General features: G+C 64.3%; 21 protein-coding genes and 2 other RNA genes. 10 read left to right on the forward strand and 13 right to left on the reverse strand.

The window, feature by feature from the left end; all coding sequences use genetic code 11:
* Nucleotides 1-248: 248 nt before the first annotated feature.
* The 9 genes from RQH86_RS20595 to yegS all read right to left on the reverse strand — a co-directional run bounded on the left by RQH86_RS20595 (nucleotide 249) and on the right by yegS (nucleotide 9,362).
* Nucleotides 249-965 (reverse strand): haloacid dehalogenase-like hydrolase, encoded by a 717-nt coding sequence (locus tag RQH86_RS20595; protein WP_055853237.1) that lies wholly within the window; start codon nucleotides 963-965, stop codon nucleotides 249-251.
* Nucleotides 958-1,755, reverse strand: coding sequence for an indole-3-glycerol phosphate synthase TrpC (gene trpC, locus RQH86_RS20600; protein ID WP_311239007.1), 798 nt, complete (start codon nucleotides 1,753-1,755; stop codon nucleotides 958-960). Before trpC ends, RQH86_RS20595 begins: the two co-directional genes overlap by 8 nt.
* Before the next feature lie 141 nt (nucleotides 1,756-1,896).
* Nucleotides 1,897-2,934: an anthranilate phosphoribosyltransferase gene (trpD, locus tag RQH86_RS20605; protein WP_115552772.1), complete on the reverse strand. Its 1,038-nt coding sequence runs from the start codon at nucleotides 2,932-2,934 to the stop codon at nucleotides 1,897-1,899.
* 125 nt (nucleotides 2,935-3,059) lie between these two features.
* Nucleotides 3,060-3,692, reverse strand: coding sequence for a flavin reductase family protein (locus RQH86_RS20610; protein WP_311239008.1), 633 nt, complete (start codon nucleotides 3,690-3,692; stop codon nucleotides 3,060-3,062).
* A gap of 202 nt (nucleotides 3,693-3,894) precedes the next feature.
* A complete protein-coding gene (locus RQH86_RS20615) occupies nucleotides 3,895-4,473 on the reverse strand; it encodes an aminodeoxychorismate/anthranilate synthase component II (RefSeq protein WP_311239009.1) in 579 nt (192 codons plus the stop codon).
* 10 nt (nucleotides 4,474-4,483) lie between these two features.
* Nucleotides 4,484-5,239, reverse strand: coding sequence for an SIMPL domain-containing protein (locus tag RQH86_RS20620; protein WP_311239037.1), 756 nt, complete (start codon nucleotides 5,237-5,239; stop codon nucleotides 4,484-4,486).
* Nucleotides 5,240-5,252: 13 nt separating this feature from the next.
* On the reverse strand, nucleotides 5,253-6,338 hold the full coding sequence (locus RQH86_RS20625; RefSeq protein ID WP_311239010.1) for an aminotransferase class I/II-fold pyridoxal phosphate-dependent enzyme: 1,086 nt from the start codon (nucleotides 6,336-6,338) through the stop codon (nucleotides 5,253-5,255).
* Nucleotides 6,338-7,813, reverse strand: coding sequence for an anthranilate synthase component I (trpE, locus tag RQH86_RS20630; RefSeq protein WP_055853247.1), 1,476 nt, complete (start codon nucleotides 7,811-7,813; stop codon nucleotides 6,338-6,340). Before trpE ends, RQH86_RS20625 begins: the two co-directional genes overlap by 1 nt.
* Before the next feature lie 619 nt (nucleotides 7,814-8,432).
* Nucleotides 8,433-9,362 (reverse strand): lipid kinase YegS, encoded by a 930-nt coding sequence (yegS, locus tag RQH86_RS20635; protein ID WP_055853249.1) that lies wholly within the window; start codon nucleotides 9,360-9,362, stop codon nucleotides 8,433-8,435.
* Nucleotides 9,363-9,650: 288 nt separating this feature from the next.
* On the opposite strand from yegS, the gene RQH86_RS20640 reads away from it, so the two are divergent.
* Nucleotides 9,651-9,723, forward strand: a non-coding RNA gene (locus tag RQH86_RS20640) — sX9 sRNA.
* A 4-nt stretch (nucleotides 9,724-9,727) separates the two neighbouring features.
* Here the strand turns inward: RQH86_RS20640 and RQH86_RS20645 are convergent.
* Nucleotides 9,728-10,219, reverse strand: a complete 492-nt coding sequence (locus tag RQH86_RS20645; protein WP_055853250.1) for a GNAT family N-acetyltransferase — start codon at nucleotides 10,217-10,219, stop codon at nucleotides 9,728-9,730.
* The gene (gene rpe, locus RQH86_RS20650; RefSeq protein WP_104614356.1) at nucleotides 10,216-10,887 is read right to left on the reverse strand and encodes a ribulose-phosphate 3-epimerase; all 672 of its coding nucleotides are present in this window, start codon (nucleotides 10,885-10,887) and stop codon (nucleotides 10,216-10,218) included. The genes RQH86_RS20645 and rpe overlap by 4 nt, the downstream gene beginning before the upstream one ends.
* Nucleotides 10,888-11,016: 129 nt before the next feature.
* Here rpe and RQH86_RS20655 point away from each other — a divergent pair, with 129 nt between their 5' ends.
* A complete protein-coding gene (locus RQH86_RS20655; RefSeq protein WP_311239011.1) occupies nucleotides 11,017-11,856 on the forward strand; it encodes an outer membrane beta-barrel protein in 840 nt (279 codons plus the stop codon).
* Between the two features lie 119 nt (nucleotides 11,857-11,975).
* Here RQH86_RS20655 and RQH86_RS20660 read toward each other — a convergent pair whose 3' ends face one another.
* Nucleotides 11,976-12,305 carry a DnaJ domain-containing protein gene (locus tag RQH86_RS20660; protein WP_055853254.1) on the reverse strand — a complete coding sequence of 110 codons (330 nt, stop codon included), beginning with the start codon at nucleotides 12,303-12,305 and terminating at the stop codon, nucleotides 11,976-11,978.
* 207 nt (nucleotides 12,306-12,512) lie between these two features.
* Here RQH86_RS20660 and RQH86_RS20665 point away from each other — a divergent pair, with 207 nt between their 5' ends.
* The 8 genes from RQH86_RS20665 to RQH86_RS20700 all read left to right on the forward strand — a co-directional run bounded on the left by RQH86_RS20665 (nucleotide 12,513) and on the right by RQH86_RS20700 (nucleotide 20,615).
* Nucleotides 12,513-13,439, forward strand: a complete 927-nt coding sequence (locus tag RQH86_RS20665; RefSeq protein WP_311239012.1) for a phosphoribosylaminoimidazolesuccinocarboxamide synthase — start codon at nucleotides 12,513-12,515, stop codon at nucleotides 13,437-13,439.
* Between the two features lie 193 nt (nucleotides 13,440-13,632).
* Nucleotides 13,633-14,298 (forward strand): hypothetical protein, encoded by a 666-nt coding sequence (locus tag RQH86_RS20670; RefSeq protein WP_115526888.1) that lies wholly within the window; start codon nucleotides 13,633-13,635, stop codon nucleotides 14,296-14,298.
* A gap of 414 nt (nucleotides 14,299-14,712) precedes the next feature.
* On the forward strand, nucleotides 14,713-15,213 hold the full coding sequence (locus tag RQH86_RS20675) for a hypothetical protein (RefSeq protein ID WP_311239013.1): 501 nt from the start codon (nucleotides 14,713-14,715) through the stop codon (nucleotides 15,211-15,213).
* A gap of 315 nt (nucleotides 15,214-15,528) precedes the next feature.
* Nucleotides 15,529-15,924 (forward strand): hypothetical protein, encoded by a 396-nt coding sequence (locus RQH86_RS20680; protein WP_311239014.1) that lies wholly within the window; start codon nucleotides 15,529-15,531, stop codon nucleotides 15,922-15,924.
* Between the two features lie 119 nt (nucleotides 15,925-16,043).
* Nucleotides 16,044-17,780: a peptidoglycan-binding protein gene (locus RQH86_RS20685; RefSeq protein ID WP_115552764.1), complete on the forward strand. Its 1,737-nt coding sequence runs from the start codon at nucleotides 16,044-16,046 to the stop codon at nucleotides 17,778-17,780.
* 449 nt (nucleotides 17,781-18,229) lie between these two features.
* Nucleotides 18,230-19,825, forward strand: coding sequence for a M4 family metallopeptidase (locus RQH86_RS20690; protein WP_055853261.1), 1,596 nt, complete (start codon nucleotides 18,230-18,232; stop codon nucleotides 19,823-19,825).
* A 109-nt stretch (nucleotides 19,826-19,934) separates the two neighbouring features.
* On the forward strand, nucleotides 19,935-20,420 hold the full coding sequence (locus RQH86_RS20695; protein ID WP_311239015.1) for an Mpo1-like protein: 486 nt from the start codon (nucleotides 19,935-19,937) through the stop codon (nucleotides 20,418-20,420).
* Nucleotides 20,421-20,539: 119 nt separating this feature from the next.
* A non-coding RNA gene (locus tag RQH86_RS20700) (sX9 sRNA) lies at nucleotides 20,540-20,615 on the forward strand.
* Nucleotides 20,616-20,704: 89 nt separating this feature from the next.
* On the opposite strand, the gene RQH86_RS20705 is transcribed toward RQH86_RS20700, so the two are convergent.
* Complete coding sequence (locus tag RQH86_RS20705; RefSeq protein WP_311239016.1) at nucleotides 20,705-21,607, reverse strand: NAD-dependent epimerase/dehydratase family protein; 903 nt, start codon at nucleotides 21,605-21,607, stop codon at nucleotides 20,705-20,707.
* Nucleotides 21,608-21,662 lie beyond the last annotated feature (55 nt).

Raw genomic sequence — 21,662 nt, forward strand, 5'->3', positions numbered from 1 at the left:
CTGTGTTCTTGGGCTCGCTTGGCGCGCCGTAACACTGCAGTTTTGCGCGATACCTCTTATACGAGTATTTTCAACAGATCAGACCGCACGGTCTGCATCGCGACTGCATCACAGTCCTGACGATCCGTTGATTGCAGCAACCTCATCGCGTGCCGCCTACCCATTTGCGAAGCGGGCGGCCGGTAGCCGGACTGGGCGATGTCTTTGTCAGTTGCACACAATCCGCCACATAGAGGCTTGCGCCTGTCTCAGAGCGCCTTGCCACCACGGTCGCGGCAACCCCAGTTGAGGATCGGCGTACCGGCGGGCAGCACCTGACGGAACAGGTCTTCGCGATTGGCCTTGGGATTGACCACCACCGGCGCGCGTGCAGCCTTCAACAACGGCAAATCTGCGGTGCTGTCCGAATACGCGATGGCGATGTCTGCGTAGCCGCGTTCGCGCAGCATGCGCATCTTTTCTTCGTTGTGGCAGTGACGCCGCGCAGTGACCGCGCCCAGCCGCGGCCCGACCAGGCTGCCGATGACCGGCACGTCCTGATGGGCGACGAAACCGAGAATCGCGCGCGCAAGCTCGGGCGGCGCGCCGGTGGCGACCACCACGCGATCGCCGGCGGCACGGTGGTCGGTGAAGACTTTCAATGCATGCGGAAGCAGACGCTGCCGGATCTGCGCTTCATGCTTGAGCACGTAGGCATCGATGAAGCGATTGAACTCGCGCGTACGGTGCAGGCCGAACGTGGCGATCCAGACGTAGCCGGACACCCCGCGGCGGCGGGTGGGCAGCATCGCCACCATGGGTCCGAGAATCGGCGAGGCCAATACCGCGACCAGCAGACGTAACGGATTGCGCTTGATCAACCAGGCAAACAGATGGCTGCCGGAGTCGCCGTCGTACAAGGTGTGGTCGAAGTCGAAGACCACCAACGGCGCATCGTCGCGCGGTGCGGGAAACGACTCAGTCATGCGCGAAGAATAGCTGACGCAGCGACTCGCCGGGTTCGGGCGCGCGCATGAAGGTCTCGCCGACCAGAAACGCGTTCACACCATGGCCGCGCATCAGCTGGACATCGGCATGGGTGACGATGCCGCTTTCGGTGACCAGGATGCGGTCGCGCGGCACCGCGGCGCGCATGTCCAGCGTGGTCTGCAGCGACACCTCGAAAGTGCGCAGATTGCGATTGTTGATGCCGATCAGCGGCACCGGCACCTGCACCGCGCGCTCGAGCTCGTCGATGTCGTGCACTTCCACCAGCACGTCCAGGCCCAGCTGCATCGCCAATCCGGACAGATCGACCAGCTGCGCGTCTTCCAGCGCCGAGACGATCAACAGAATGCAGTCGGCGCCCAACACGCGCGCTTCGTAGACCTGATAGGGGTCGACGGTGAAATCCTTGCGCAAGACCGGCAGCGTGCAGGCGTCGCGCGCCTGGCGCAGGTAGGCATCGGCGCCCTGGAAGAAATCCACGTCGGTCAGCACCGACAGGCAACTGGCGCCGCCAAATTCATAGCTGACCGCGATGTCGGCGGGGTGGAAATCGGGGCGAATCACGCCCTTGGATGGGCTGGCCTTCTTCACTTCGGCGATCACGGCCGGGTCGCCGGCAGCAATGCTGGCCTGCATGGCCGCGGCGAAACCGCGCGTGAGCGGCAGGTCTGCGCTGCGCGCGATCAGCTCGGCCAGCGGCACGCGCGCACTGCGCTCGGCGACTTCGTCGGCCTTGCGGGCAAGGATGGTGTTGAGGATATCGCTCATCGTATCGGGTCCTGGCGGGCGGGCATTATCGGTCAAGACGGCCGCAATGGGCCGCGGCTGCACGCCAACCTGTGCAGCATGCCTGCGGAAGGGTGAAGATGCCGCCGCATGATTGCCGAAGCGTTGCAGCGCCAGGCATGGTCAGTGCGATGCGCCGACCTGGCGCGTAAAGGCGACATACGCGTCCAATTTGGCGCGCGCCGAGCCATCGGCCAGCACGGCGCGGGCGCGCACGATGCCTTCGGCGATGCTGTCGGCAACGCCGGCGACGTACAGCGCAGCGCCAGCGTTGAGCGCAACGATATCCAGCGCCGGGCCGGGCACGTTCTCCAGCACCTGCAGCAGCATCGCGCGCGACTCGGCGGCATCGGCCACCTTGAGGTTGCGGCTGGCCGACATGGCAATGCCGAAATCTTCCGGATGCACTTCGTATTCGCGCACCTGGCCGTCGCGCAGTTCGCCAACCAGGGTGCCGGCACCGAGCGAGAGTTCGTCCATGCCGTCGCGCCCCCACACCACCAAGGCGCGTTCGGCGCCCAACTCTTGCAACACGCGCGCCTGGATGCCGACCAGATCCGGATGGAACACGCCCATCAGGATGTTGGGCGAACCGGCCGGATTGGTCAGCGGGCCCAGGATATTGAAGATGGTGCGCACGCCCATTTCGCGACGCACCGGCGCCACCACCTTCATGGCCGGGTGATGCACCGGCGCATACATGAAACCGATGCCGGTCTGCGCCAGCGATGCGGCGACCTGCTCGGGCTGCAATTCGATCACTGCACCCAGCGCTTCCAACGCATCGGCGCTGCCGGATTTGGATGAAACGCTGCGGTTGCCGTGCTTGGCCACCCTGGCACCGCCGGCGGCGGCCACGAACATTGCGCAGGTAGAGATGTTGAACGTATGCGACCCATCGCCGCCGGTGCCGACGATGTCGACCATGTGCTGGCGATCGCTCACCTCTACGCGGCGCGAGAACTCGCGCATGACGGTAGCGGCGCCGGCAATCTCGCCGATGGTTTCCTTCTTGACCCGCAGCCCGGTGAGGATGGCGGCGACCATCATGTCGGAGACTTCGCCGCGCATGATCTGCCGCATCAATTCGACCATTTCGTCATGGAAGATTTCGCGATGTTCGATGGTGCGCTGCAGGGCTTCTTGGGGCGTGATGGGCATGGGAACGGCCATAGACAGAAGGAAAACGGCTGCAAGCAGGGCCTGCAGTGTGTCGCGCAGGAATCGCTGCGCAGGGCTGCTACAGGCAGCCAGGTGCGCAGGACCGAATCGATGCGGTCAGTCGGTCATTGGCCGGGCCGACGCATCTGGAAGCGCGCCTGCGGCTGCACTTCGAAATAATCGACCGGGCCACCGGCACGCAAAATGGTCTGCACCTTGGCCGGGTCGTAGACGCCGTTATCGAGCGCGGCGTGCGCAAGATGCACGCCCACCACTTCGCCAAGCACCAGCCAGGTTTCTACGGCCTGACCGCTTGCACTTTGCAGCTGCACCAGTTGACTCAACCGACATTCGAAACTGACCGGGCTTGCCGCCACACGCGGCGCATCGATCAAACGCGACGGCGCCATTTGCAAGCCGGCAAGCGCGAACTCGTCGACGTCCGACGGCACCATCGCCGCGCTCGCGTTCATTGCTTCGGCGAGCGGGCGCGTGGCCAGATTCCAGGTGAACTGACCGGTCGCTTCGATATTGCGCAAGCTGTCCTTGCGGCCGATGCTGGCAAAGCCGACGATCGGCGGGGTGTAGTTGAAGGCGTTGAAGAAGCTATACGGCGCCAGATTGGCGATGCCCTCGGCGCTGCGCGAGCCGATCCAGCCGATCGGACGCGGGCCGACGATGGCATTGAACGGGTCGTGTGGCAGCCCGTGGCCGTGCGCCGGTTCGTAGAAATGCATGCTGTCGTTGGACGTGCTCATCGTGAAGCGACCTTGGCGAATTGCGCAGCGTGCAGGCCTTGCTCAGCGCCGGCTTCGCTATCTGTGTGCGGCAGCGAAGCCGTCAGCAACCCACTGCGTAGTGCGCCGTAGGCAAGCGTGCCGGCGCGGGAGTGCCACGCGGATGTCTCGCTGCCCGGACAAGCTGCACCGCCAGCGGCAACAGGTGTAGCGCCCATCGCGATCACCGCTCCAGAAAGTTTTTCAGCAGGGCATGACCGTGCTGGGTCAGGATCGACTCGGGATGGAATTGCACGCCTTCCACCGGGAAATGACGGTGGCGCAGGCCCATGATCTCTTCCACCGAGCCATCCGGATTCTCGGTCCAGGCGGTGACTTCCAGCGCATCCGGCAGGGTGGTCTTGTCCACCACCAGCGAGTGATAGCGCGTGGCCTGGTAACTGTCTGGCAGGCCGGCGAACACACCCCTGCCCTCGTGGCGGATCGGCGAGGTCTTGCCATGCATGATGTTGCCGGCGCGGATCACATCGCCGCCATACACCTGGCCGATGCTCTGGTGACCCAGGCACACACCAAGGATGGGCGTGGTCTGGCCAAGCTGCTCAATCAATTGCAACGAGATACCGGCCTCGTTGGGCGTGCACGGGCCGGGTGAGATCACGATGCGCTCGGGCTTGAGCGCGGCGATCTGATCGACGCTCATCGCATCGTTGCGCACCACCGTGACCTCGGCGCCCAGTGCCTGCAGGTACTGCACGAGGTTGTAGGTGAAGCTGTCGTAGTTGTCGAGCATCAGCAGCATGGCAAGGGACTCATTGCGCGATCAGGAAGACCGCATAGATGTTTTCGGAAATCGTGAGCGAACCCGCCTCCAGCGAATCAACGGTAGCTCCAGCGTCGGCAGCTGGTGCTGGAGGCAACGGCGGCCCGGACACTAGCGATACCTGGACCGGCCAATCGCCAGCTTCGACTCCATAGGAAAATTTCGGCGCGACATCGGAAATCGTATAAAGGCCACGAAGACTGACTCCATACGCCTTCGCGAGTTCGGCGGCAGAGGCACGCGATTGTTCGGCAGCTTGGCGCTTGAGTTGCGCTCGCAGCTGATCTTCCTTGCTGTAAGAGGTCTTGATACCAGACAGTTCCATCTCGCTACTGGTTTTTATTTCGCTCAGGAATTGGCGAACATCCTCCAGCGACTGAAAGCTGCCACCGATACCGCGCTTGACCTCAGTTCCCTCGAAATCACGCTCGCCTTGCTGCGAGTATTTATAGGTAGGCTGGATCTGCAGCGATGAGGCTTCGATGCTGTCCTTAAGCACGTGATGCCTCTTCAGCGCGGTCAAGATGTGCTCTGCCGATGCCTGGACACGCTTTCTGGCAGCTTCCGGCTGCAAATCGACCGCGCGCAGGTTGACGCTCAGCGAGAACCGATCGGGCATCACCTCGCGCTTGGCCTCTCCCTTCACCAGTAGGTGTGGTTGCGACGGTAGCGTATTGATCTGGGCGGCCGCCACCAACGGCAGGGCGAGAAGGCTTGCGAAAATCCAACTAGTCACTCGCTTCATCGTTCTCATCGTTTCATCCTTGAGAGTGGTAAGGCAGCTGCACCGGAAGTGGCAGAAGCACAGCAACATCCGCACACAACCGATCGACTGCATCGGTCGTGGTCGCCCATGAGGTCACGAAGCGAATGACCAGCCGCCCATCGTCGCGCGTTTCCCAGCGTTCGAAGTCGTAGCGCTGCGCGATCTGCTCGGCCTGCTGCGCGGTGACGGCGATGAACTGCTGATTGGTTGGCGAGTCGCTGGTGAATTCCGCACCCGCTGCCAGCAGGCCGGCGCGCAGGCGCTGCGCCATCGCGTTGGCATGCGCGGCGAGTGCGAAGAACAAGCCATCTTCGAACAAGGTGGCGAACTGCGCGCCGAGCACCATGCCCTTGGCAAGTAACGCGCCGCGTTGTTTGATCAGATAGCGCAGATCGGCCTGCAAGGCAGGATGGATCACGACCAAGGCTTCGCCGAGCAGCGCACCGTTCTTGGTGCCGCCGATATAGAACGCATCGGTGAGCGCGGCAATCGTCGGCAGATCCAGATCGTTGCCGTTGGCGGTGAGTGCCGCACCTAGCCGCGCGCCGTCGAGATACAGCAACAGATCGTGTGCGCGACAAAAGCGCGACAGTGCATCGAGTTCGGCGCGCGTATAGATGGTGCCGCTTTCGGTGCTATTGGAAATGTAGACCAGCCGCGGCTGCACCATGTGCTCGTTGCTGTGCACCTCCAGCACTGGCGCGATCAATGCCGGTGTCAGCTTGTCGTGCAGCGCCGGCACCGTGAGCACCTTATGCCCGGTCGCTTCGATGGCGCCGGTTTCGTGCGTGGCGATATGCCCCGCTTCGACCGCAATCACTGCCTGATGCGGGCGCAAGAACGCACTGATCGCAATCAGGTTGGTCTGCGTGCCGCCTACCAGCAACTGCACGGCGGCCTGCGGTTGCGCGATGGCGTTGCGAATCAATGCCGCAGCACGTTCGCTATGCCGATCGGTGCCATAGCCGCCGTTCTGCTCAGCACTGGCCCGCGCCAACGCCTGCAAGACGCGTGGATGCGCGCCCTCGCTGTAATCGTTGCGAAAACTGATGCGCGGCGCACTGCCCTGCCGGTCCATCACAGCCCCTTTGCGGCCTGGGCGACGGCGCGAAACAGCGCGCGCCCCTTGTTCATCGTCTCCTGCCATTCCAGGTCGGGGTCGGAGTCGTAGACCACGCCGCCGCCGGCCTGCACATACAAATAGCCGTCCTGGATGACCGCGGTGCGGATGGCGATGGCGGTATCGGCATCGCCGTGCCAGCCGATGTAGCCGACTGCACCGGAGTAGACGTTGCGCTTGACCGGCTCCAGCTCGCGAATGATTTCCAGCGCGCGAATTTTCGGCGCGCCGCTGACGGTACCTGCGGGGAACGTGGCGCGCAGCACGTCGCTGTAATTGAGGCCGGCCTTGAGCGTGCCGGTGACCTCGCTGACGATATGCATGACGTGGCTATAGCGTTCGATGACGAACTGCTCGCCCACCTTGACCGTGCCCGGTTCGGCAACGCGACCGACATCGTTGCGACCCAGGTCGATCAGCATCACGTGCTCGGCGCGCTCTTTCGGGTCGGCCAGCAATTCTTCTTCCAGCGCCTTGTCCAGCTCCGGCGTTGCGCCACGCGGGCGGGTGCCGGCGATCGGGCGCACGGTGACCACGCCATCGCGCAGCCGCGCCAGGATTTCTGGCGACGAGCCGACGACTTGGGTGCCGCCGACATCCAGAAAATACATGTACGGCGAGGGATTGAGCGCACGCAGCGCGCGATACACATCCACCGGGCGCGCACGGAACGGCACACGCAACCGCTGCGATGGCACCACCTGGAAGATATCGCCGGCGCGCACGTATTCCTGCGCCTTGCGCACCACTGCGTGGTACTCCTCGCGGGTGAACGAGGAATGGAAATCCGATTCGTCGATGGCATCGGAGATCTGCGCCTGCGGATACCCGGCGCCGCCCTGACGCAGGCGATGCGCCAGCTCGTCCAGGCGGCGGTTTGCGCGCACATACGCCTGTGGCTGACGCGGGTCGGCATGCACGATCAGATACAGCCGGCCCTTGAGATTGTCGAACACCGCCAGCTCTTCGGAGAGCATCAGCAGAATGTCGGGCGTGCCCAGTTCGTCGGGCTTGTCGCCGCTGCCCAGGCGCGGCTCGATGTACTGGATGCATTCGAAGCCGAACCAACCCACCAGCCCGCCGGTGAAGCCGGGCAGGCCATCGAGTTGCGGCACCGAATGCTCGGCACGCAGCGCGTCGACTTCGGCCAAGGGGTCGGCGACGTCGCGGGTGTCGATGACTTCGCCGTGTTCGCTGACTTCCAGCGTGTGGCCGCGGAAGCTGTACACGCGCCGCGCCGGCAGGCCGATGATGGAATAGCGACCGAAGCGCTCACCGCCTTCGACCGATTCGAACAGATAGGTGTAGGCGCCGTCGGCGAGCTTCAGATAGACCGAGAGCGGCGTGTCCAGGTCGGACAGCACTTCGCGGACAACGGGGATACGGGTGTGACCTTCAGCGGCTTGGCGCTGGAACTGCTCTGCAGTGATCAAGACGACTTTCCTTCCGGGACTCTGTGGCGGGGCGGACGACGGCAACGGGCCACCATCGCCACCAGCGGCGAGCGGAAGAGAAGGAGCGTGGGGTCGTCAGGCGGCACACGTGGCTACTGTAGCGCAAGTGCCGCTTCAGGGCAGCAGGTGCGCGGGCGAATGCGGTGCGAATTGCGAAGGCGCTTTGTGTTGGTTTGGGTGTTATCGGGCAGAGTCTGTCAACTCGGACTGGTATCTCGTTCCGGGCAACGCGAGCCTGTCGTTGCGCGCCTGTTGCACTGTTGGCAGCCACTGCCCTTAGCCGTCGCAGGGCAAGGTACCTCTGGTGTCGGCATCGGTGTTGGCGCAGGGACCCTCACCCCAACCCCTCTCCCGGGGGGAGAGGGGCTCTGAGCGGCGCGCACTGCAGGTCGTTGCGCGCCTGTTGCGCTGTTGGCAGCCACTGCCCTGAGCCGTCGCAGGGCGAGGTGCCTCTAGTGTCGGCATCGGTGCCGGCGCAGGGACCCTCACCCCAACCCCTCTCCCGGGGGGAGAGGGGCTTTGAGCGGTGCGCACTGCAGGATCAGGTTTTCCAAATCCTGCGTTCGACTTCCCAATCCCGACTCCCCAATCACCGCGCTCACGCGCTCAGCAACGGGCAATCCACCGGCAAATGCATCCGCAGCCGCGCCGGGACGCAGTCGATATGGAAATGCAGCGAGGTTTCCGGTTCGCCATCCAGGTTCAACGTGAGCGGTTGATGCGAGACGATTTCCAGCCATGGCAGGCGCGCGCGGACGGCGACGCGTTCCAACGCCGCCTGCTTGCCGCTGGTGACCAGGGTGCCGAGCGTGGCGGCGACCTCGCCATTGAGCGCGGGCACGATGGTGACGTCGAGCAGGCCATCGTCGATCACCGCTTCCGGGCACAGCGCCTGGCCACCGCCGGCCTGGCGGCCGTTGCCCAGACCGAGTGCGATGAACTCGCCTTCCCAGCTGAAATCCGGACCTGAAAAGCGGGCACTGATTGGGTCGATCCGGCCCAGCCGCGACATGCCGGTGATCAGGTAGGCCAGGCCACCGAGCATTTTTTTGAGGCCGTCGTCGGTTTCCACGGTGACCTGGGTGCCGAAGCCGCCGCTGGCGACATTCGCGCACCAGTGGGGGCCGTGTGGGGTGTCCAGGCGCAGCAGATCGATCGCTTGGGCGGGGCGCTCGGCAATCAGGCTCAGCGCATCGAGCGGCTCGATCGGGATGTTGGCGGCCGTGGCGAAATCATTGGCGGTACCCAACGGGACCAAGCCCAGCGATGGCAGGCTGGCGGCATCGCCGTCGTGGTGCGCGAGCGCGGCGGCCACCTCGCTCAAGGTGCCATCGCCGCCGGCCGCCACCACCGTGTGCACGCCATCGGCGACCGCTTCGGCGACATAGCGCTCGGCGTCGCCCTCTTCCCAGGTAACGCGTACCTCGAGCCGGACGCCGCGTTTGCGCAACTCCCCAACCGCCTCACGCAGGTCCAGATTATCGGTGGACTTGCCGTTGAGGATCAGACGCCAGTGGGACGGGGCCATGCGCGCTGCCGATGCTGTGAGAGTGGTGCACGCAGGCTAGCAGCGCGCCACTGGGTAGATCGTGAATACGTAATGCCACCGGGCTGTCATTGGCATGTCATCGATGACCCGGAGAGTAGAAGTCCATAGCAGGGACGACGGGCGGAGGCAGGATCAGCCTCCAATTTTCTTGAAGGCCGCTCCGGGTGGAGCGGCCTTCCTTTTGTGTGCGATGCCGGGCTTGGAGCGGCTAAGCAAGACGACTGCGCTCAGCGTCAGGCGGACGTGGCATTGCGCGGAACGGCACCGACCAAGCGCACACTCCGGCTCTGACTGCGCCGTCCACATCCAGCTGTCGACTGCTCGCGACGATCTGTCAGCCGCTCTTAACCGCCTGCGGCAAATGCGGCTAGGCGCTCGCCATCGAGCCGGTATACCGTCCAGCCGTCCATCGGGCGGGCGCCGACGGCTTGGTAGAAGTCGATTGCCGGTTGATTCCAGTCCAGCACCGACCATTCGAAGCGCCCGCAGCCACGCTGCACCGCCAGCTGCGCCAGATGCCGCAGCAGCGCCAGACCGGCGCCCTTGCCGCGCGCTTCCGGGCGCACGAACAGGTCTTCCAGATACAGGCCGTTGCGGCCCAGCCAGGTCGAGTAATTGAAAAAATACACCGCAAATCCCAGTGCCTGGCCATCGTGCTCGCAGATCAGCGCATGTGCGGTGGCGCCCTCGGCGAACAGGCTGGCACGCAGATCGTCGGGGCTGGCCTTGACCGCATCGGGCTCGCGCTCGTACACCGCCAGTGCGGTGATCAACGCATGCAGCAGCGGCACGTCATCGGGCGTGGCGCTGCGAATCTGCAGCGTGGTCGCACTCATCGCACCGCATCCACCGCTGCGCGCATCTGCGCGATCACATCGGCATAGTCGGGCGCATTGAAGATCGCCGAGCCGGCCACGAAGGTATCGGCGCCGGCGGCGGCAATCGCGCCGATATTGTCGGCCTTGACCCCGCCATCGATTTCCAGGCGGATCGGCTTGCCCAGCGCGTCGATCTTGCTGCGGATGGCACGCAATTTATCCAGTGCCGACGGAATAAATGCCTGCCCGCCGAAGCCGGGGTTGACCGACATCACCAGCACCAAGTCCAGCTCCGGCAGCACCCAGTCGAGAATATCCACCGGGGTGGCCGGATTGAGCACCAGCCCGGCCTGGCAGCCGTGCGATTTGATCAGCTGGATGGTGCGGTGCACGTGGCGGCTGGCTTCGGGATGGAAGCTGATGGTGGTGGCGCCAGCCTCGGCGAAGTCCGGCACGATGCGATCCACCGGCTCGACCATCAGGTGCACGTCGATCGGCGCGGTGATGCCGTGCTTGCGCAGCGCCTGGCACACCATCGGGCCGATGGTCAGATTGGGCACGTAATGGTTGTCCATCACGTCGAAGTGCACCCAGTCGGCGCCAGCCTTGAGGACGTTGTTCACTTCTTCGCCAAGACGGGCGAAATCGGCGGACAGGATGGACGGGGCGATCGCCGTCGATTGCATGGGCAGCTCGTAGGAAGACGGAAACCCCATTGTCGCAACCCCTGCCCGACGAGGAAAGGCGTGCATCCGTGGCGGGCCCAACTGCGTATGCACTTGACTGGCGCAATGCGCCCGATTTGAGGAGACTCCATGAAAACCACCCCGCTCGCCTCCGCCGCCATCGTGTTGCTGGCCCTCGCTCCGTCCGCCTGGGCGCAAACCGGCCCGGCCGACTGGTCCGGCTTCTCCATTGGCGCCAATGTGGGCGGTGCCGATCCTGCCGGCGTGTCCGGCGGCCGTTTCGGCTTCGATACCAACCTGGATGGCCGCGACGGCGATCAGGTCAGCACCGCCACCGGCGCCGATGCGTTCTCGCCGGGCTTCTGCGGCGGCGCGGCGGCCGGGCGCACGCCGGCCAGCGGCTGCAGCAAGGACAAGGGCGGCGCCGAATACGGTGCGCGGCTGGGCTACGACTGGCAGGCCGCCAACTGGGTCTACGGCGTGGTGGCCGAGTACACCCGCAACGACATCCGCGACAGCGTCAGCGCCTTCAGCACCACGCCTGCGCTGTACACCTTCACCCGCCAGCTCAACCGCACCGCCGCGCTGCGCGGCCGGATCGGCTATGCATTCGGCGCGCAGGGCGATTACCTGGCGTACTTCACCGCCGGCGTGGCGCGCGGCGAGTTCGACCACAGCTTTGCCAGCAGCAACACCGCCAACAGCTTCACCGGCAGCGGCGGCGACAGCGCGGACGGCTATCAGGCTGGCGTGGGCCTACAGCGTCGTTTGAGCGACCATGTCTCGGTGGGCGTGGAATATCTGTTCACCCGCCTGCAGGACGAAGACACCCGCGTGCGCGTCGGGCCAGGCACCGCGCCTGCCACCAACCCGTTCCTGCGGGTCAATCCGGCCGGTACCGACCTGCGTCGCACCGACACCGACTTTTCGACCAATGCAGTGCGGCTGACGGCAACGTATCGCTTCTGATACAGGGCTGAAGGCAGCGCCACCTGGGCTAGGCCTGGGTGGCGCTGTTTCTATTTGGGATGGGCAGCGGCCCTGCTTGCTACGACCTGTTGAACGCGCAATGCGTTCACCTCTGCCACTCAGCGCTTGCGCAGCCGCTGGATCCGGTCGTACGCGGCGTTGATCTGACTGGCTTTTTTCTCTGCCTGGCGGCGCGCCTCCGGCTCAGCGTTGATCACCTTGTCCGGGTGATAGCGCGACATCAGCCGGCGATAGGCCAGATCGATCTCGGCCGTGGTCGCGTCCGGCTCCAGTCCCAGGGCTTCGTACGGGTTTTCCGCGCGCCGCTTGAACCAGCCGGCATCCACCGCGTGCCCGATGGCCAGGCCGATCATCAGCCCCACGAATGGCGCGCCGCGGAACAGCAAGGCGCCGGCCAATGCGCCGAGCAATTTTCCGTACCAGGACATGAGCAATCGGGGGTGGCAAGGCGGGCTGGCGATCTTACCCGAACGCCCGCCCGGCCTGGCTGACGGGCCGTCCACAACCGGTGCACGGCAGCCGCCAATAAATCCAGCGGGGCGCGCCGAAGCGCCGTACACTACGCGGCCCGCTGCCCACCCGCGGGCCCGCCGGGTCCCGGGGACAGCGTCATAGCGACGTCCTTAGGAGTGCCTGTGTCGACCACGCTGTTGCAATCCGATCTGCCCGGCCTGCCGTTGCGTCATCGTGGCAAGGTCCGCGATGTCTTCGATATTCCCCGCGACCGCCTGCCCGCCAACGCGCCGCCCGGCGACTATCTATTGATGGTGGCCACCGACCGCCTGTCCGCGTTCGATGTGGTGTTGCCGGACCCGATTCCCGGCAAGGGCGAGATGCTGTGCCAGGTCTCCAATTTCTGGTTCCACAAGACCGAACACCTGATGCCCAACCACCTGGTCAACATCGCGGTGGAGCAGGTGCTGCCCGAGGGCGTGGACCCGGCGCTGTACGCCAAACGTGCGGTGGTCACACGCAAGCTCAAGCCGGTGCCGGTGGAAGCGATCGCGCGCGGCTATCTGATCGGCAGCGGCTGGAAGGACTATCAGCGCACCGGCAAGGTCAGCGGCATCGAATTGCCCGACGGCCTGCGCCAGGCCGAGAAACTGCCCGAGCCGATCTTTACCCCGTCGACCAAGGCCGCCGTGGGCGACCATGACGAAAACATCGACTTCGATGCGATGGTCAAGACCGTCGGCGCCGAACTGGCCGAACGCGTCCGCGATGCCACCTTGCGCATCTACCGCTTTGCCGCGGATTTTGCCGCCGAACGCGGCATTTTGCTGGCCGACACCAAGTTCGAATTCGGCACCGACGCCGATGGCCGCCTGTACATCATGGACGAGATGCTGACCCCGGATTCTTCGCGCTACTGGCCGGCCGATCAGTACGAAGTGGGCACCAGCCCGCCAAGCTACGACAAGCAGTTTGTGCGCGATTATCTGGAGACGCTGGACTGGGGCAAGACCGCACCGGGCCCGAGCCTGCCGACCGACGTCATCGACCGCACACGCGCCAAATACGCCGAAGCGCTGCAGCGGCTGGCCAATATTTCGGTTGATTGATGGCTTGAAGCCCCGAGTGCGGGGCTTTTTTTTTTGCGGTCGCCGATCATCGGTGTCGGCACTGGAGATGCCGGTAACGCGTCGATCGATAATGCGCGCCTGAAACAGGGCAATGCGCGCATTTGATGATGTGCGAGACTTCTCCCAGCGAACTGTTTCAGCAGTTTTCACACCCAGCAGCCAGGTTTTGACGATGTCGCGTTCTTCAACTAATCGCCTCGCGCCATTGTCTCGAGTCGTGCTGCCTGCGCTGTTGTTCGCAGCGATGGCATGCAGCGCTGGCGAGCCGATTGCTACGCAGGCCGCAGCACGCGTCTTTCCTGCAGCACCTGCAGCGGTTACTGCTGTCGGTCAGCCATTCGCAGCGGTGATCAAGGCCAGTGGCGTGACGTGTGCCAATCCACTCTCCGGCACAGGCTGCACGGCAGGCAATATCGATGCAGGCGATTTTTACGATGTGGAGCTGCTACCGGAGTGCGGTGACACAGGATTCTTCGCAGGCGTCGCACGTGCAACGGGCGCAGACATACTTGATACCGTGCCAGCCACAGGCAGCACCGCAACTACCACTGCCCGCCTGACGCAAGGTCAACTCGTCTGCGTCCAGGGCATCGCCCGCACCGGGCAGAATCCGCGCTATTACTACGTGATCGCAATCCCGGCGAGCAGTGTCGCTGCGTGCAAGAACGCGACGCTGTGTGAAACGTATGGCGACAGGCCGATCAAACGTTTGAAGCCAACTGGCGGCGCGGCCTGTCGGCCCGCTGCGCAGGCCGCTGCGCAGGGCCGCTATGTGGGCGACTGTGCACAGGGCTGGGTCGATGCAGATGCGCTGGACGTTTTTTCTAACGGGATTTAGGGCGGTTTATAAAACGTAGAGAGTCGTCGTCAGGCGGGTGTGGACGCCGCGCTCAAAACCGGAATATGCGCGTGGTACACGCTGCACTGAGCACCGGCCACGCTCGCCTGGCGATAAGCACAGGAGTTCTTTCAGCCGCTCTAAGTTACGTTGGGCACATCGGGGATGCTGAGAGGAGCGCAATGCGCATGTGCGCCGACAGATGTCCCGGTGACACACTGATTCGATCAGCGGAGCCTGTGTGCCATATCGGAACGGCCGCATCCCTCGAAACCACGGCTGCGTGCTCGCGGCGTTGCGCAGCCTCTTCACTAGCGCCGACGCTCCGACTGCAGAATCTTCACACACTACAACCGGGCCGCCGATAGACTCCCGTCGCGCGCACGCTGCCCCGACACGATCAGGAGGATCCCATTGGCTAGTTACCGTACTAACCTGACCGCTCTGGTATTGAGCTTGGCGCTTGCGGCCTGCTCCGCACAGGCGCCGCCGGCAGCCTCAGGCTCGCCGACAGCCGCCACGCCCGCGACCACCGTCGCAGCCACCGCGCCGGCACCGGCACCGGCAGCGAGCTGCCCGGATACCGACTTCTCCGCGTTCTTGAAGCGCTTCAGTGCAGAGATCGCTGTGCAGGAGAAGGCTACCGCCGATCCGCTCACCATGGTCCAGCTAGACCCGGAGGCGCAGCCCGAGCCGGCACCGGTGACGCGCGAGGTCCCGCTTGCCAAGGTCGAGTGGCCGGTCATCCCCAACCTGGACGCTGTCCGCAACGGCGGCCGCGAAGTCGCCGTCTCCGAGGACGCTGGCGGTCGCCAGGTACTGGTCCGCACACCGAACACCGGCGACCAGCAGGTCTACCATTTCGCTCAGCGTCCGTGTTGGACGTTGGTCAAGGTGGACGACCAGTCGCTGTAACTCGGCAGCCGGTAGAACCCACGCGGCGGACGTTACAGACGGACGCGTTGACGCGACTTTCGACGCTACGTAAGCCGCCGGCAGGCGTTCCGATGGATTGGGCATAGGGGCGAGATACTTTGATGAGACCTCCAAGGAGGCCAACCAATGCGACGTGACACGTTTCTGTTACCTGTGCTCGCTGCGACGCTGTGCTTGTCCGCCTGCGGCGACAAACCGATGTCCGCAACGAGTGCCCCAAGCGCGCCGGCGGCGGCGGCGCCCACTCCCCAACCTGCTGTTTCAGCGGAAGCGGTCCGACCAGGACAAAACGACATGATCAAGGAATGCCGCGGCATGCGTCTGCAATTGACCGCACTGCCTTCACAAGACGCAACTTCCACCAGGACGCGGGTGGACATGGAGCGCGAGGGCCAACGCCAGACCTTGCCGGCACCTGCCGAGATGGCGGAGTACACGCCCGTCGGGATTGGCTGTGCGGAAGATGGCAAGGGGACCGCCTACGCTGTCGTCCAGTATGGCGAGCTGCCCTATGGTTGCGAATTCTGCGAGTGGTTCTTCCTCTACGACGCCACAGGGAAACTGCTCAATCACGCGACCCCGCCGCTTCTCGAGCAGGACGGCCAACAGAGCCCGAACAACGACGACTACGAACACATGCTTGAACAGCTGGGGTTGAAGCACCCCGAGCTATTGCCGTTCCAGTCTTGACTGGAACAAGAGATGCGCATGCACCGTCACGGATTTGGTGCATGGCGAATGAAGTACGCAGTACATGGAGCAACACCCCCGACACGGAAGAATCTGTCTCATAGAAAGGAACGCACATCATGACCGACGATACGATCTACACCGACATGGTCCAGCCCCGCGGCGCTGGATACAGCAGCGACAGAATCAAAGCCTGGAGCCATTATCGCGAGCCCATCGATAGCACCGATGGCCGGCTGCACGGCGAGTCCCGGCGCTGGGGCGATGCCAGTCCACAGACCCAATCCAGAGTGATCGACAGCCTGATCGATTCCTCGCGGGATGCCGGGCTTTCCGCGCGCGAGACCGCTTACGTTCTTGCCATCGCCCGCGTTGAATCAGGCTTCAATCCCGATGCCGCTGCGGGCACGACGTCTGCCTCGGGCCTGGGTCAGTTCATTGACCGCACTGGCGCGCACTACGGGGTCAACGCGTCCAACCGCTTCGACGTGCAAACGCAGTCGCAGGCGTTGGTGCAACATTTTGTCGATAACCGCGACCTTGCGCGCAGCCGCGGCCAGGGCGAGGATTACATCTACAAATATCACCACGATGGCCCTAGCAAGGATTATGGTGGCCTTGCGCTGTCGCGGCGCGAGATTGCCCCTCATTTGGACAACTACACCCAGTTTGTCGAACAGCGTCTTGCCCAGACCCAGGGCAACACCGTGGACCGGCCGGCACCGGCACCAGCGATGCACCAGGCCGAACCCAGCCATGACGCTCGCAGCAATTTTCAGCAAACGATGGAACGCATGCTGCCTGGTCAAGGCCGTACCGATCCGCATATCACTGGTCATTATGGAGAGCACCGCGGTAGCCACGGGCCGCACGGCGGCACCGACTTCAACTACCAGGGTGGTCAGACAGGCCGCAATTTGCAGCATCCGACCGTGCATGCGCCGATCTCCGGGACCGTCACCTTCGCAGGCGGCAACTACGGCACCGTCAAGATTCGCGATGCACAGGGTAACTCGCACGAGATCCTGCACCTGGACGCACTCAAGGTAAAAGAAGGTCAGACACTGTCCGCGGGCGATGCCATCGGCACGATGGGTGGACGCGGCCCTGATGGTAAGAGCCAGTACGCACAGCATGTGCATTACCAACTGCGCGATGCCAACGGCAAGCTGACCAGTCCTGAGACGTTCTGGAATCAGGGCCATCAGCAGGAGTCCGGCGCTCGTCAATCCCAGCCAGCCACACCGGCCGGCAATGGCACGCTGCGTCACGGCGAGCAGAGCGGCGATGTCGGCAAGCTACAGCAGGACCTCAATCGCCTTGGTGTACGCGATGCGCAGGGCAATCGGCTTGCCGAGGATGGGCGCTTTGGCGACAACACGCGCGAGGCGGTGATGGCGTTCCAGAAGCAGCATGGGCTGCAGCAGGACGGTGTCGTCGGCCGCGATACGCGGACGGCGTTGTCGGCGCCTGCAGCGCAGATTGCGGCCAAAGCGGCAGACGCCCCGGTTGCGGCGCCGAAGGGTCCGTCGCTCAACGATGCATCGCATCCGGACCATGCGTTGCACAACGCGATTCGCACCAAGCTGCCAAGCATGATCTCCAACGAGACCGCGGCCAACGTCACTTTGCAGGCCAAGCAGAACGGCATCGACAGCGCAGACAAACTGCAAAGCGTGACGGTGCAGGACGGCAAGGCGTTCGTGATGGGGACCACGCCGGGCTTCCGTGCGGCGGTGGATCTGAACCAGCCTGCCCCGCCGTTGGAGCAGACCAGCGCACAGTTGCTGGCTGGCCAGTCGCAGCAGCAACAGGCGCACGAAGAGCAGCAAAAGGTCGCCATCGGCGGCCGCTGAGTTCGCAGCGCACGAAAAAGCCGGCCGGCCTGTATGGCCGGCTTTTTTGTATCTGCCTTTTACCTGCACAACGGTTCATGCAGTCGGGTAGAAGTGAGATCTCACGCCTTTTACTGCTGACTTCATGCAGCCGCGTCATTCACCGTGATCGTCTGCCGCACGACCCGCATGTCGGCGCATCAATCCACGGAATCTGCTGAGTACGATAGAGAGATTGCGCGGACGCAAGGCTGCGGGAGCTCTGCGCGCAATGGGACAGGCACATCTCTGCGATGCGGTCCGCAGCGCAAAGTGGCCGGGCGCACAGAACGCGATACATCCGTAATTTTTACTACTGTCCAGTTCGGGACTGTGCAAGCGTAGCTGCCGGCACCCGAGGTGCCATCGGCGACCGGCTGTCGGGGGGTGCCGCCGGTCTTTGCATTGCACGTTTTCTGGAGAGAGTCGTCATGCAATTCCATGTACTGGGCGCGGCAATCTGCTGCGCGCTATCGTTTTCTGCTGTCGCTACGGCTGCTGATTTATCCACCACTGCGGCGGTATCGCGTGCGCAGTCCCTGCTGGGGAACAACGCCGCAGCGCTGGCCAATCGTGCGCCGGCCGATACCTTTATCGCACGCGACAGCATCGTCGATGCCGATGGCACCGAGCATGTGCGCTTCGATCGTACCTATCAGGGCTTGCCGGTCATCGGCGGCGATGTGGTGGTGCATTCGCGGCGCGGGGTGATGCGGCAGTTGAGTCAAACCATGGACACCAACCTACGTCCCAGCCTGCTGCCGGGCATCGATGCAGCCACCGCATTGCGCGTGGCTGGCGCGCAGTTCGATGTGCCGCAGGCTGCCGCGCCACGCGCCAGCCTTGCGCTGTACGCGCGCCAAGGCGCACCGCGATTGGTGTATGAGGTGATCTATAGCGGTATCAAACCCGATCAGACGCCGACCGAAATGCATTACATCGTCGATGCGGCCGATCAACGCATCCTCGAATCCTGGGATACGGTGCATACCGCATGCGCAGGCGGCACCAGCGCGGCCGGCACCGGGCGCTCGCTGTATGCGGGCAGCGTGGCGCTGTCGACCACGCGATGCAGCAGCGGGTATGAGCTGACCGATCTGAGCCGCGGTGGCGGTGCCACTTACAACCTGCGCAATGCCACCTCCGGCAACGGCACCTTGATCACCGATGCCGACAATACCTGGGGCAACGGCGCCACCAGCGATGCAGTCACGGTGGCTGCCGACGCGCACTTCGGCGTGGCGCTGACCTGGGATTACTTCAAGAACACCCACGCGCGTACCGGGATCGCCAACGACGGCAAAGGCGCGCGCAGCCGCGTGCATTACGGAAGCCGCTACAACAATGCATTCTGGTCGGACGACTGCTTCTGCATGACTTTCGGCGATGGCGACGGCAGCAGCCTGACACCGCTGGTGTCGGTGGATGTGGCAGGCCACGAGATGACGCACGGCGTGACCAGCCGCTCGGCACGGCTGGTGTATTCCGGCGAATCGGGCGGATTGAACGAGGCCACCTCCGACATCATGGGCAGCATGGTGGAGTACTACGCCAACAATCCGGCCGAGCCGGGGAATTACCTGATCGGCGAAAAAATCATCCCCGGCAACAGCAGCGGGACGCTGGCGTTGCGCTACATGTTCAAGCCGAGCCTGGATGGCGATTCGCCGGACTGCTACCGCAGCGGCATCGGCTCGCTCAACGTGCATTACAGCTCCGGTGTGGCCAACCACTTCTACTACTTGTTGGCCGAAGGCGCGGTAGTGCCGAGTGGTTTCGGTGCGGGCACCAGCTACAACGTGACCCCGGCCGGGCTGGTCTGCAACGGTAATACCGCATTGACGGCGATCGGCCGGGCCGCGGCCAGCCGTATCTGGTATCGCGCACTCACCGTCTACATGACGTCCTCCACCAATTACGCGGCAGCCCGTCGGGCGACGTTGAGCGCAGCCACCGATCTGTATGGCGGCACCTCCACGCAGTACCGCGCGGTTGCAGCCGCCTGGAGTGCGGTGTCGGTCAACTGATGCAGTCCGGGCCTCCCACGCCATTGGGGCGTGGTGGGGCCCGGTTGCCGGCAGAGCGCCACTGCGGCCGTTCGCACGCGTATGCTTGGAGTCATTCCTGGGAGGGAACATGACCGAACGCACCGCGACCGCGCGACCGATCGAGCGCTATTTCGCCAGCTATTCCGATGATCACCGCAACGACACCAATCAGCTGATCCACGTGGTGGCCGTGCCGGCAATCCTGTGGTCGGTGGTGGGGCTGCTGTGGTGCATTCCGGTGGGCGGCACCTGGTTCAGCAGCGGCGTGTGGGCGGCGTTGTCGATGTTTGCAGCGTGGTCGTACTACAACCGCCTGTCGCGCCCGCTCGGGTTGGGCATGCTGGGCATCTTCTTTTTCTTCGGCTGCCTGTGCCGGTTGATCGAAGGCCGGGTTGGGCTGACTGGATTGTTCGCCACCGCGCTGTCGGTGTTCGTGCTGGCGTGGATTGCGCAATTTGTCGGCCACAAGATCGAAGGCCGCAAGCCGAGCTTTTTGACCGATCTGACCTATCTGCTGATCGGGCCGATCTGGGTGCTGGCCAAGGTGTATCGGCAGTTGGGTTGGCGATACTGAGTCCGGCGCTGGCCCGGCAGATGCAAGGCCACGCAGCTGTCATCCCGTTTGGATCGGCTAACAAAACGACTGGGCTCCCCGCCAGGCGGGTGCGGCCGGTGTTCGATGCTCGATGCAGCATGTGCCACGCGCACCTTCCGATTCTGAGTGCGCCGTCCGCACCCACCTGACGACTGTTCGCTACGTTTATTAGCCGCTTTTAGTCACGTGTGAGCACTGCGCTGTCGGCGCGTCGAACTGGTTATGCGCTGCTCAACACCGCGACCGGACGCGCGCGCAATCGCTTACTCGCCAATACCGAGTTCTTCCGCCAGCGGGCGGAACGCGCGCGGGGCATAGCCGAAATCGCGACGTGCCGGCTCCAGGTCGAACACCAGATCGTCGCGCATGCGTTGCAGCGCCGCCGCGTTCATGCCACGCAGGCGGCCCAGGCGTTGCGCTGCAGTCAGCGCCAACCCGAACAAGCTTGGTGGCACCTGATAGAGCCGCGCCGGCCGTGGCAGCGCCTCCAGCACCCGCTCCACCATCTGCGTGTAGGCCAGCACTTCGCCGCCGCCCACCGCGTAGCTGCGTTGCTGGGTCGCCGCTTGTCCGATCACCGCCAGCGCCGCGCTGGCCAGATCGTCCACATGCACTGGCTGACGCAAACCGGTGGCATTGGCGGGCAGCACGAAGGCGCCGGTGCGCTGCGCCAGGCCGGCAATCTGGGTGAGTGTCTTGTCGCGTCCGGCACCGTAGACCAGGGTCGGGCGCAGTACGGTGGCGGTGGCGCCGCGCGCCATGGCCGCAGAAAACAATGCCTGTTCGGCATGCGCCAGCCGTTGCGCCACGTCGCGCTCGGCCGCATCGATCGAATGCTCCTTGACCTCCACGCTGGTCGAACCGAACGCCACGATGCGCGGCGCGGCGACCGGGTTTTCGGCATACCAGCGGGCGAAGTGGTCCAGCGGTCCGCAGCTGAAGATCACCTCGAACGCCTCGCCCGCGGCGGCCGGCACGGCCAGATCGCCTTGCCGCCAGATCAACCCGGAGCGCGCCGCGCGCGGCTGCCGCGACCATGCCGTTACCTGCCAGCCGCGGCTCAACAGCCGGGTCAACAGGCGCTCGCCAATCTGCCCGCTGCCGCCGAACACCAGGGCGCGCGGCGCAGACACAGCGGTGGACGGAGCGGGATGGGCAGCGGTCACAGGAAAACTACGCGGAGATGAATGACAGCAGCATACCGAGTCCCTCACGCCGATG

Origin of the sequence: Xanthomonas sp. WCS2018Noco2-27, assembly GCF_031843525.1 — a bacterium.
GTDB lineage: Bacteria > Pseudomonadota > Gammaproteobacteria > Xanthomonadales > Xanthomonadaceae > Xanthomonas.